Source organism: Pseudomonas sp. Pso3, from assembly GCF_055393275.1.
This window is the reverse complement of record NZ_AP043687.1, coordinates 2628029-2639785: the sequence shown is the minus strand read 5'-3', so window position 1 is coordinate 2639785 and position 11757 is coordinate 2628029. Positions and strand designations below refer to the sequence as shown.

Below are 11757 nucleotides of genomic sequence, written 5' to 3'. Positions count from 1 at the left end.
TGACCGTCTTCATGCAGTGACGCCCCCATGCTTCGTATCCTTGCCCCCTTTCGCCGTCTGTCCCGCCGCTCCTGGTTGCGAACGCTCAAGACCGGCCCGCGGATGCTGTGTTCCTTTACTTTTGCCGCCGTGCTGCTCGCCGGGCTGGGCAGCTTTTCGCTGTGGGAAATGCAGCAGCTGCGCCGACAGGCCCTGAGCATGGAGCAGGACTGGCTGCCCAGTATCGCCATTGCCGATTCCCTGGCGATCAACCTCGGCAAGTTGCGCAACCAGGCCTCGGTGGTGCTGCTCAATGCCGAGGATCCGGGCGCCGTGGCCATGAGCCGCGTCACCCTGGAGCAACTGGTCAACGAGACCGACCAGCTGTTCCGGGATTATGCGCCGGTCGTCACCGACGCGACCGAGGGCGACTCGATCAAGGCGTTGCACGACGCCTACCAGCCCTTCGTGGAAGGACTGCGCGAGGAGGTGCGGCTGATCGAGCAGCAGCAGATCCCGGCCGCGCGGGTACAGCTGGATACCGTGGTCGGCCTCAAGGGCGATCTGATGGACATGCAGGTGCAACTCCTGCGCGAATTGAACAAGCAGGGCGCCGCCCAGGCCAAGGAGGTGGCCAACGCCCAGTTCGTCCAGGCCCGCGCCATCGTCTGGTCGGTCATAGGTGGTGCCATTCTGCTTCTGCTGCTGCTGGCCTGGCGCCTGACCCGCAGCGTGGTGCAGCCGCTGCGCCAGGCCCTGGACATCTCCGGCGGCATCGCCGCGGGTGACCTGCGGCAGAACATCCAGCCCCAGGGACGCGACGAGGCGGCCATGCTGCTGCTGGCGCTGGAGCGCATGCAGGGCAATCTGCGCGAGGTGCTGGCCCACACCGGCAATGCCTCCGAGCAGTTGGCCTCGGCCTCGACCCAGGTGAGCGCCGTGATGGATGACAGCTGCCGCAACCTGGAGCAGCAGACGACCGATATCCAGCATGCGGCCAATGCCGTCACCCAGCTCAATCAGGCGGTCCAGGCGGTGTGCGAGCACGCGACCTCCACCTCTGCCGAATCGCAGCGCTGCGTCGATCAGGCCAAGCAGGGACAGGCGCAGGTCAAGCAGACGCTGGCCGCCATCACCCAGCTGGTGGGCAATGTGGACGATGCGGCCAACCAGGCGGACCAGCTGGCCGCGCAGTCCAAGGGCATCAGCAAGATGCTCGACGTCATCCGCAACGTCGCCGAGCAGACCAACCTGCTGGCGCTCAACGCCGCCATCGAGGCGGCCCGTGCCGGGGAAGCCGGGCGTGGCTTTGCCGTGGTGGCCGACGAGGTGCGTGGGCTGGCCAGCCGTACGGGCGACTCCACCCGCGAGATCGAAGGCCTGATCGGCGGCATGCAGCAGGTCAGCGAGAAGACGGTGATCGCCCTGGATCAGAGTCGCCTCCAGGCCAGCCATACCCGCGACCAGGCCCAGGCCACCTGGCAGGTGCTGGAAGGCATCACCCAGGCCATCACCGCCATCGGCCAGCGTAATGACGCCATCGCCGCGGCCACCGAAGAGCAGACGGCTACCACGGCGGCGGTCGATCGCAATCTGACGCTGATCCGCGACGCGGCGAACCAGACCGCCGCCGGCGCCCAGCAGACCAGTGCCAGCAGCCAGCAGCTGTCCGCCCTGGCCGCCGATCTGCACGGTGCCCTGCAGCGCTTCGTGGTCTAGGGCGGCCGGGGGCTCAGGCCGCCAGCATCACCCGGTCGCGGCCTTCCTGTTTGCCCCGGTAGAGCGCCTGGTCGGCGCGCTCCAGGGCGCTGGCGAAGGCTTCGCAGTCGCGAATCTCGCAGACCGCCAGGGTGGCCGTGACCCGCGCGGGACCGCGTTCGAGTGATTCGGTGACCTCGGTCAGGCGCTGGCGGATGCGTTCCGCCACGCCCCAGGCCACCTCGGTTCGCGCCTGGGGCAGCAGCACCAGGAATTCCTCGCCACCCCAGCGCGCCGCCAGATCGGAATGGCGCACCTCGCGGCGGATGACGTCGGCGATCCCCTGCAGCACCAGATCGCCGCAGTCGTGGCCGAAGCGGTCGTTGATGTGCTTGAAGTGATCGACGTCGAAGAGGATGAGGCTGCCACTCACGCCACTGTGCTTTTCCGCCTGGTCGAGAATCCGCCGCCGGTTGTAGAGGTTGGTGAGGCTGTCGTGGCTGGCGGAGTGCAACAGGTCCAGCTGCATCTTGGTGCTGTGGTGGAAGGAGGCACCGGTGCCGTAGAGCAGCAGCCCCAGGGCGCTGATGATGTTGATGGTGCCGAACAGCTTCATCGCCAGCGGCGCGAGGGTGGCGGGTGGGTGCAGCAGATAGCCGCCCGCCAGGGTCACCAGGATGCCGGAGACCAGCAGCAGATGGCGGATCGGCGCGGTGCGGTAGTTGTAGATGACGATCGGCAGGATGCACAGCACGTAGTAGTGGAAGTTGCTGTCCCAGCCTAGTTGCCAAGTGGCGATCCAGGCGTGGGCGACGATCTCGCAACTCATGGTCAGGCTGGCGATGCGATAGCGCCGCTGGCGCAGGGCGGCCAGACAGCCCACGTAGGCGGCGATGCTGAGCACGTTGGCCCAGGCCATCAGGATCTGGTCGAGCAGGATGAAAACGACCAGCAACGCCACATGAATGGCCATGGCCGCCTGAACCACGGGTTTGGCGACCTGCCAGAATTTGCCCAGGGAGTCGTTGAGAGCCTGGTTGCGATCACGATAGGAAAGAGCAGTCATGAAGGGATCACCATAAAGCAGTGCGCCAATGATAAACGCGCTAACAGTAAGCTTAATGGCAAACGGCCAGTCTGGGGGATCCTTTAGCCGAATGGAGGGTAGAAAGGATCAAGCGGAGCGCCGCCGCGACCATTGGCGCTCCTGACGGCTGCACTGCGACGCCAATCGTCAGAGCTTTCCACCCAGCCGCCCGCTGATGGCCTGGGCGGCTGCCCGCAGATGCAGCGCGGCGGCGCTTTCGACCTCGGCCTGGAAGCCTGGCGCGGCACCGACCACGGTCAGGACGCCGGCCAGCCGGCCGCCGGCTCCTAGCAGTGGCGCGGAGAGGGCATTGACCCCCGCCATCAGCAGGCCGTGCACCGGCTGGATATGGGTTTCCCTTAGCTGGCGCGCGGCCTCCGCCAGGGTCGCGGCGCTGGGCGCAGCCGGTTGGCGCAACTCTTCCGCACGCAACGCCGCGGTCTCGGCATCCGGCAGGAAGGTGTTGAACACCAGGCCGGTGGACGAGCCCAGTAGCGGCAGCACCGAACCGACCTGGGTCACCAGGGTGACGGCGCGCACCGCCTGTTCCACCAGCACCACCGTCGGGCCCTTGTTGCCCCAGACCGCTAGAAAGCAGGTCTCGCCGACCTCGTCGCGCAGGTCCGCCAGAACCGGCGCCGCCAGCTTCACTACATCCAGTCGACCCAGGGCGGCCAGACCGACGAAGAGGGCGGCCTGGCCGAGTCCGTAGTGATTGGTTCGTGGATCCTGCTCGGCGAAACCGCTGGCGATCAGCGCCTGCAGGTAGCGATGCACCTTGCTGGCGGGCATGTCCAGGTGGCTGGCCAGGCGCGACAGGGACGTGGAGGGTGCCAGCTCGGCGAGGGCTTTGAGGATATCGGTGCCGACCTCGGCCGCCTGCACCTTCTGCCGCCGTGGGGGTGCTGCTTCGGGAATGTCTGTCATCGATTCGCTCGCCGTGGAAAGGCAGCGTTATAGCTTGACGCTCCGCCAGGTTCAATTTACTTTTTGCGTAAACCTGTTACGCATAATGGGTGGCCCCGTTGAACCAACAAGAACAAGTAGCACCGCCAGTGAGCTACCAGTCCGGCTTTGGCAATCACTTCAGCTCCGAGGCGCTGCCGGGTGCCCTGCCCATCGGGCAGAACTCGCCGCAACGCGCGCCCTTCGGCCTCTATGCCGAGCAACTCTCCGGCACGGCCTTTACCGTGCCGCGCCACGAGGCCCGACGCTCCTGGCTGTATCGGCTCCGGCCGTCGGCCGCCCACGGCCGCTTTCAGCGCTGCACCGTCCAGCTGACCGGCGCGGAACTGGGCGCCCCCACGCCCAATCGCCTGCGCTGGAATCCCTTGCCGATCCCGGCAGTCGCCACCGATTTTCTCGCCGGCCTGGAGCGGATCGTCGCCACCGCCGCAGCCGATCAGGCCGAAGGCGTCAGCCTCTATCGCTATGCCGCCAATGCCAGCATGACCGGCGTCTTCTACGACGTCGACGGGGAATTGCTGATCGTGCCTGAGCAGGGACGCCTGGAGCTGGTGACCGAGTTGGGCCTGCTGCGCCTCGAACCGCTGGAGATCGCGGTGATTCCACGCGGCCTGAAATTCCGCGTCGAGGTAGCGGCGGGCGAACCGATACGGGGTTATGTCTGCGAAAACCACGGGCGATCCCTGCGGCTGCCCGAGCTGGGGCCGATCGGCAGCAACGGTCTGGCCAATCCGCGGGATTTCCAGGCACCCGTGGCCCGCTTCGAGGATCTGGAGGGACCCTTCCGGCTGGTGCAGAAATTCCTCGGCGAACTCTGGGAGACCGAGCTGGATCACTCGCCGCTGGACGTGGTCGCCTGGCATGGCAACAACGTGCCCTACAAATACGACCTGCGCCGCTTCAATACCCTGGGTACGGTGAGTTTCGATCATCCCGATCCGTCGATCTTCACCGTGCTGACGGCCCCGGGCGCCAGCGAAGGGGTGGCCAATATCGACTTCGTGATCTTTCCGCCACGCTGGATGGTCGCGGAAAACACCTTCAGGCCGCCCTGGTTCCATCGCAACCTGATGAACGAATTCATGGGCCTGATCCAGGGCGCCTACGACGCCAAGGCCGATGGCTTCGCGCCGGGCGGCGCCTCCCTGCACAGCTGCATGAGCGCCCATGGCCCGGACGAGGTGTCCACCCGGAACGCCATCGCCGCCGATCTGCGGCCGCACAGGATCGAGAACACCATGGCCTTCATGTTCGAAACCGGCCGTGTCCTGCGGCCGACCCGTCACGCCCTGGCCTCGCCGCTGCTGCAGCCCGACTACGACGCCTGCTGGGCAGGCCTCACCAAGACCTTTGTCGCGCCCGGCGCGGGAGAATCGGCATGACCCACGAATCGCCCAGCTGGGTGGCCTCGGCCAACGGCCATGCGGATTTTTCCCTGCACAACCTGCCGCTGGGTGTGTTCAGTCGCGGCGAGGAGACGCCCCGGGGCGGCGTGGCGGTGGGTGACTTCATCCTCGACCTGGGCTTCGCCCTCGAAGCCGGGCTGTTCCGTGGCGAAGCCCAGCGGGCCGCCGAACTGGCCGCCCGGGAGACGCTCAATGCCTTCTTCGCCGCCGGCCGGCCGGCGCGGATCGCCTTGCGCCAGGCCGTGCAGGCGCTGCTGCGCGCCGACCATCCGCAACGCGAGCACCTCGAGGAGCTGGGCGAACACCTGCTGGTGCCCCAGAGCGCCTGCCGGATGCACCTGCCCGCGCGGGTCGGCGACTACACCGACTTCTATGTCGGCATCCACCACGCCACCCAGATCGGCCGGCTGTTCCGTCCGGACAATCCGCTGCTGCCCAACTACAAGCACGTGCCCATCGCCTACCACGGCCGCGCCTCGACCCTTGGGGTATCCGGCGAGGCGTTCCGGCGACCCAAGGGCCAGACGCTGCCGCCCGGACAGGACGCCCCGGTCTTCGGCCCCTGTCGGCGGCTGGACTACGAACTGGAGCTGGGCATCTGGATCGGTCCGGGCAACGCCCAGGGCGAGTCCATCGCCATCGGTGACGCCGCCGAGCATATCGCCGGCTTCTGCCTGCTCAACGACTGGTCGGCGCGGGATATCCAGGCCTGGGAATACCAGCCCCTGGGGCCCTTCCTGTCGAAGAGTTTCGCCAGCACCCTGTCGCCGTGGGTCGTCACCGCGGAAGCCCTGGCCCCTTATCGCCAGGCGCAGCCGGCACGACCCGCCGGGGATCCCCAGCCCTTGCCCTATCTGTACGACGAGCATGACCAGGCCCAGGGGGCCCTGGACATCGAGCTGGAAGTGCTGCTGCGCACGCCGCGCATGGCGGAGCAGGGGCACCCCGCCCAGCGGATCGCCCTGAGCAACACCCTGAACATGTACTGGACGGTGGCGCAGATGGTGGCCCATCACACCGTCAATGGCTGCGCCCTGCAGCCCGGCGACTTCTTTGGTTCGGGCACCCTGTCCGGGCCGGACGCCGACAGCTGCGGCAGCCTGCTGGAGCTCACCCAGGGCGGCAAGCAGCCGCTGCAGCTGCCAGGCGGCGAGACCCGTACCTTTCTGGAAGACGGTGATGAGGTCATCCTCCGGGCGCGCTGCCAGCGGCCCGGGCTGCCCACGATCGGCTTCGGCGAATGTCGCGGTCGGGTAGTGGCGGCCGACTAGGCGAGCGGGTATTGGCCGACCCAGGCGGCATTGACAAGCCATCCGGGCCGGCGCAGATTCCACTTAACGTAATCAGCTTACGCATAATAAGAAGCCGACAGGCAAGCGCGGGGCAGTGTCGATGGACCTCTTCACCTATTACCGTTCCACCTCGTCCTATCGGGTCCGCCTGGCTCTGGCGCTGAAGGGGTTGGACTACCGAGCCGTACCGGTCAATCTGCTGTCGGGCGCGCAGCACCAGCCGCCCTACCGGGCGCTCAATGCCCAGGGGCGGCTGCCCAGCCTGCGCCTCGACAGCGGCGAGGTGCTGATCCAGTCGCCCGCTATCCTCGAATACCTGGAAGAGCGCTATCCGGCCGTGCCCTTGCTGCCGGCCGATCCGCTGCTGCGCGCCCGCCATCGGGGTGTCGCCGCCCTGATCGCCTGCGATGTCCATCCGCTGCACAACGTCTCGGTGCTCAACCGCCTGCGCGGGCTGGGCCTGGAAGAGCCGGCCGTGCTCGACTGGATCTCGCACTGGATCGGTGAGGGCCTGGCGGCGGTGGAGGCGCAGATCGGCTCCAGTGGCTTCTGTTTCGGTGAGGTGGGGCTGGCGGATGTCTATCTGCTGCCCCAACTCTATGCGGCGCGGCGTTTCCAGGTGGACCTGGCGTCCTATCCACGCGTCCAGCGGGTAGAGGCCCTGGCTGGCGCGCATCCGGCCTTCCAGCAGGCACACCCCGAGGCGCAGCCCGATGCCCCGGTGCGGGTGGCCTCATGAAGCTGCTCGGCTGTCAGCTCATCCTGGGTGATTTCCTGGCGCGCAGCGTGCGTGGCATTTCCTGCGCGCCGCCCTTGACGGGTTGCTAGCCCGCGTTATCGGCAACGTCCGTCACGTCACCCGTCAAGGAGCCAATCATGGCCGATCTGTTTGAAAATCCCATGGGCCTCATGGGTTTCGAGTTCATCGAATTCGCCTCGCCCACGCCCAACGTCATCGAACCCGTGCTGGAAAGCCTGGGCTTCACTCACGTCGCCAACCACCGATCCAAGGACGTGGTGCTGTTTCGCCAGGGCGACATCAACGCCATCGTCAATCGCGAAAAGACCGGCCATGCCGCCTATTTCGCCGCCGAACACGGCCCCTCGGTCTGCGGCATGGCCTTTCGCTGCCGCGACTCCCACCACGCCTATGCCAAGGCGCTGGAGCTGGGCGCCCAGGCGGTGGACATGCCCACCGGGCCGATGGAATTGCGCCTGCCGGCGATCAAGGGTATCGGCGGCGCGCCGCTGTACCTCATCGATCGCTACGAGGAGGGCAGCTCCATCTACGACATCGACTTCGTGTTCCTGGAGGGAGTCGAGCGCAAGCCGGTGGGGGCTGGTCTCAAGGTGATCGATCACCTGACCCACAACGTCTATCGCGGGCGCATGGCCTACTGGGCCGACTTCTACGAGCGACTGTTCAATTTCCGCGAGTTGCGCTACTTCGACATCAAGGGCGAGTACACCGGGCTGACCTCCAAGGCCATGACCGCGCCGGACGGCCTGGTGCGTATCCCGCTCAACGAGGAATCCTCCAAGGGGGCCGGGCAGATCGAGGAATTCCTCATGCAGTTCAACGGCGAGGGCATCCAGCACGTGGCCTTTCTCACCGATGACCTGGTGGCCACCTGGGATCGGCTCAAGGCCTTTGGTACCCGCTTCATGACCGCGCCGCCGGAGACCTACTACGAGATGCTCGAAGGCCGGGTGCCCAACCATGGCGAACCGGTGGAAGAGCTGAAAGCCCGCGGCATCCTGCTCGACGGTACCTCCGAGGGTGGGGAGCGTCGCCTGCTGCTGCAGATCTTCTCCCAGACGCTGCTGGGGCCGGTGTTCTTTGAATTCATCCAGCGCAAGGGCGATACCGGCTTTGGCGAGGGCAACTTCAAGGCCCTGTTCGAATCCATCGAGCGCGACCAGGTGCGCCGTGGCGTGCTGAGCACCTCGGAATAGCCCCTCCCGTAACTCCACCGGCTTGCCCAGCGATGGAGGCGCCTCTAAGGTGACGGCGCGCCATGCCGGCGTCCTTCAACCTCCGAGGTGGCCATGGAGCTGAGCCAGACCCTGGCGCAGGAAATCGTCGAACGCGCCATGCGCATCCTGCCCGGCAACGTCAATGTCATGGATGCGTCCGGGTTGATCATCGGCTCGGGCGATCCGGCGCGGCTGTTCAGCCACCATGCGGGGGCGCGGCAGGTCATCGCCGAAGGCCGCGCGGTGGCATTGGATGCCAGCGCTGCCGCGGGATTGGCGGGGGCCCAGGCCGGTATCAATCTGCCGCTGTATCACCAGGGCGAACTGGTCGGCGTGCTCGGCGTGTCCGGGGAGGACGCCGAGCAGTTGCGCCTGCCCGCCGAACTCCTGCGCCTGACCGCGGAAATGCTCATCGAACAGGCGGCAGGGCAGCCGCCCGCGACCGCGCGCATGACCACGCCGCTGCTGCGGCAGCTGCTCGCGCCCGGGGCCGCACCCGAACTGGGGCGCCATGCCACGCTGCTCGGGCTGAAGCCAGCCCTGCCGCGGGACGTGCTGCTGCTGGAATTCGCCGTGCCGGCGCCGGGTTTTGGCGACTGGGCGCAGCAGCGCAGCGTCCATAGCTGGTGCCTGCCCCATGAAGAGCGGCAATGGCTGTGGTATCGACCCGGCGCGCAAGCGCCCGAGGCGCTGCTGGAGGAACTGCCGGGGCAGGGCTGGTCGTTGCAGCGCAGCGCCTGGATCCCCGAGCCGCGACCCTGGACGGGGCTGGCCGAGACGACCCGGCGGGCGCTGGACCTGCTGGCAGTAACCCGGCGCCTGCGGCCTGAGCTCATCCGGGTGACGCTGGACGATCTGGCCCTGCCGACCTGGCTGCAGGGCCAGGCCGAGTGCGCGCGCGGCGCCTGGCTGCTGGAACCGCTGGCAAGACTGCGCCGCGCCGATCGCGACGGCCAGCTGCTGGCGACGCTGCGCAGCTGGTTCGCTCAGGACGCCAGCCCCCAGGCCTGCGCCGAGGCGCTGGGGCTGCATCGCAATGGGCTGCGGCATCGACTGGAGCGGATCCAGGCGCTGACCGGACGGGATCCACGCCGTTTCGCCGACGCCGCCGAACTGTATTGCGCCTTGCTGCTATGGGATCAGGGCTGGGCGAATTCACAGTCCTGACCTGTCGAGACTGGGCGTCTGTCCTGTTGCTGCCGTGCCCGATCCAGGAAACACTCGGCGCATAACAACGGAGAATCGCCCCATGAAAATCGTCATCGCTCCCGATTCCTTCAAGGAAAGCCTGTCCGCCGCCGGTGTCGCCAGCGCCCTGGCCCGCGGCCTGCGCCAGGCCCTACCCGAGGCTGAGGTCATCGAGTGCCCCCTGGGGGACGGCGGCGAAGGCACCCTGGATGCCGTACTCGCCGCGACGGGCGGCGAGGTGCGCGAGGCGCGGGTGACCGGTCCCCTGGGCGAACTCGTGACCGCCCGCTGGGGCTGGCTGGCCGAGCAGCGCACCGCCTTCGTCGAGATGGCCAGCGCCAGCGGTCTGGAACTGGTACCCAGGGCCCGCCGCGACGTGCGGGTCGCCACCTCCCACGGGACCGGCGAGCTCCTGCGCGCCGCCCTGGATGCCGGCGCCGAGCGCCTGGTGCTGGCCATCGGCGGCAGCGCCACCAACGACGGCGGCGCGGGCGTGCTCCAGGCCCTGGGCGTCCGGCTGCTGGACGGGCAGGGCCAAGCGCTGGCACCGGGCGGTGCGGCGCTGGCCTCCCTGGCCAGCCTGGACCTGACGTACCTGCATCCGCGCCTGGCGGCGGTGGAGGTGGTCATCGCCGCCGACGTCGACAATCCGCTCTGTGGTCCCCAGGGAGCCAGCCAGATCTTCGGGCCGCAGAAGGGCGCCTCCCCCGAGCAGGTGCGGGAGCTGGACGCGGCCCTGGCGCATTTCGCCACGGTTACCGCCGCGACCCTGGGCCGTGATGTCAGCGAGCAACCGGGTGCCGGCGCCGCCGGTGGGGTCGGCTTTGCCGCCCTGGCCTTTCTCCAGGCCACCTTTCGCCCCGGCATCGAGGTGGTCGCGGAGCTGGTAGGTCTGGAAGAAGCCCTGCAGGGCGCCGATCTGGCGGTGACCGGGGAAGGGCGGCTGGACGGCCAGACCCTGAGGGGCAAGACCCCGGCGGGCGTCCTGCGCCTGGCCCAGCGCCACGGCGTACCGGTGGTGGCCGTGGCTGGCTCGCTGGGCGAAGGCTACGACGCCCTCTATCAACAGGGCCTCGCCGCTGCCTTCAGTCTGGTACCGGGCCCGCTCAGCCTGGAAGAGGCCCTGGCCCAGGCCGAGGGGCTGCTGGAACGCACCGCTCGCAATATCGGTCGGCTGTGGCAGGCGGCGCAGAGCTGAGAGCGATCAGTCGACTTCGCTGGCCGGGTCTTCGAGGTGGTCGATACGCTGAAAGCGTTCCACCAGGAAGTCGATGAAGTGGCGCACCTTGGCCGATAGGTGATGGTGTTCGGAATAGACCGCATAAACATCTGCCGAAGGCGGTCTGGCGTCCTCCAGAACCCGACGTAGCCGCCCGCTACGCACGTAGCGGGCGATGTCCCATTCCGCCCGAAGCAGGATGCCGCGGCCCTCGAGTGCCCAGTTCAGCGCCACCTCACCATCGTTGCAGCTCAGGTTGCTGCGGACCTTGATGCTGCGGGTGCGCGACCCTTCGAGAAACTCCCAGACGCCGTGGATGCTGTCGTTCTGTCGCAGGAAGATGCAGTTGTGCGTTGCCAGATCCTGCAACCGTTGCGGTGCACCGTAGCGCTCCAGATAAAGCGGTGAGGCGCAGAGCAATCGGCGATTGCTGGCGATGCGTCGGGCGTGATAGCCCGCATCCGGGGCCACGCCGAAGCGGATGCCCAGGTCCAGACCATGGGCAGCCAGTTCCATGGGATGGTCGCTGAGCAGCAGTTGGGTCTCCACCTCCGGGTAGCGGTCGATGAAGGCTGCCAGAGCCGGGCCTATGTAGCGTCTGCCAAAGCCCAGGGAAGCGTTGATCCTCAGCAGGCCTTTGGGCTGGCTCCGGCGACTGGCGACCATGTCTTCCACTGCTTCGATATCACCGAGAATGCGTCCGGCATGGCGGAAATAAAGCTCACCCTCGGGCGTGAGACCCAGGGAGCGAGTGGTCCGGTTGACGAGCCGAACGCCTAGCCGTTTTTCCAGTGCGGTCAGTCGTTTACTGATTGCAGAGGGCGTGATGCCCAGCTCGCGAGCCGTGGCGGCCAGGTTGCCCTGCTGGGCCAGTTGGTGAAAAAAGGTCAAATCCTGGGGACGACTCATTATCAACCTCAGTTCACGTAAGTGATGAGTTCAGGT

Annotated in this window: 10 protein-coding genes and 1 pseudogene; 8 read left to right on the top strand and 3 right to left on the bottom strand. The window is 67.4% G+C overall.

The annotated features are described in order from the left end of the window. Positions 1-27: 27 nt before the first annotated feature. Positions 28-795: pseudogene (locus ACZ5R1_RS12385) on the top strand (MCP four helix bundle domain-containing protein); the annotation flags it as partial. A 15-nt stretch (positions 796-810) separates the two neighbouring features. Beyond that, complete coding sequence (locus ACZ5R1_RS12380) at positions 811-1698, top strand: methyl-accepting chemotaxis protein (protein ID WP_420030757.1); 888 nt, start codon at positions 811-813, stop codon at positions 1696-1698. A 13-nt stretch (positions 1699-1711) separates the two neighbouring features. On the opposite strand, the gene ACZ5R1_RS12375 is transcribed toward ACZ5R1_RS12380, so the two are convergent. Both ACZ5R1_RS12375 and ACZ5R1_RS12370 read right to left on the bottom strand, forming a co-directional pair. Continuing rightward, complete coding sequence (locus ACZ5R1_RS12375) at positions 1712-2743, bottom strand: GGDEF domain-containing protein (RefSeq protein WP_042134297.1); 1032 nt, start codon at positions 2741-2743, stop codon at positions 1712-1714. Between the two features lie 168 nt (positions 2744-2911). Then, positions 2912-3691 (bottom strand): IclR family transcriptional regulator, encoded by a 780-nt coding sequence (locus ACZ5R1_RS12370; RefSeq protein ID WP_074583634.1) that lies wholly within the window; start codon positions 3689-3691, stop codon positions 2912-2914. Positions 3692-3819: 128 nt separating this feature from the next. On the opposite strand from ACZ5R1_RS12370, the gene hmgA reads away from it, so the two are divergent. From hmgA to ACZ5R1_RS12340, 6 genes are all read left to right on the top strand, one after another. Further along, positions 3820-5112 (top strand): homogentisate 1,2-dioxygenase, encoded by a 1293-nt coding sequence (gene hmgA / locus ACZ5R1_RS12365; RefSeq protein WP_464712334.1) that lies wholly within the window; start codon positions 3820-3822, stop codon positions 5110-5112. Next, complete coding sequence (gene fahA, locus ACZ5R1_RS12360) at positions 5109-6407, top strand: fumarylacetoacetase (RefSeq protein WP_464712333.1); 1299 nt, start codon at positions 5109-5111, stop codon at positions 6405-6407. Before hmgA ends, fahA begins: the two co-directional genes overlap by 4 nt. Before the next feature lie 121 nt (positions 6408-6528). Then, positions 6529-7167 carry a maleylacetoacetate isomerase gene (gene maiA, locus ACZ5R1_RS12355; protein WP_464712332.1) on the top strand — a complete coding sequence of 213 codons (639 nt, stop codon included), beginning with the start codon at positions 6529-6531 and terminating at the stop codon, positions 7165-7167. A 137-nt stretch (positions 7168-7304) separates the two neighbouring features. Beyond that, the gene (hppD, locus tag ACZ5R1_RS12350) at positions 7305-8384 is read left to right on the top strand and encodes a 4-hydroxyphenylpyruvate dioxygenase (protein WP_044341808.1); all 1080 of its coding nucleotides are present in this window, start codon (positions 7305-7307) and stop codon (positions 8382-8384) included. 93 nt (positions 8385-8477) lie between these two features. Further along, positions 8478-9572, top strand: coding sequence for a CdaR family transcriptional regulator (locus ACZ5R1_RS12345; protein WP_464712331.1), 1095 nt, complete (start codon positions 8478-8480; stop codon positions 9570-9572). An 82-nt stretch (positions 9573-9654) separates the two neighbouring features. Beyond that, positions 9655-10791 carry a glycerate kinase gene (locus ACZ5R1_RS12340; RefSeq protein WP_464712330.1) on the top strand — a complete coding sequence of 379 codons (1137 nt, stop codon included), beginning with the start codon at positions 9655-9657 and terminating at the stop codon, positions 10789-10791. Between the two features lie 6 nt (positions 10792-10797). Here the strand turns inward: ACZ5R1_RS12340 and ACZ5R1_RS12335 are convergent, their stop codons facing one another. After that, complete coding sequence (locus tag ACZ5R1_RS12335) at positions 10798-11721, bottom strand: LysR family transcriptional regulator (protein ID WP_027599269.1); 924 nt, start codon at positions 11719-11721, stop codon at positions 10798-10800. Between the last annotated feature and the right edge of the window lie 36 nt (positions 11722-11757).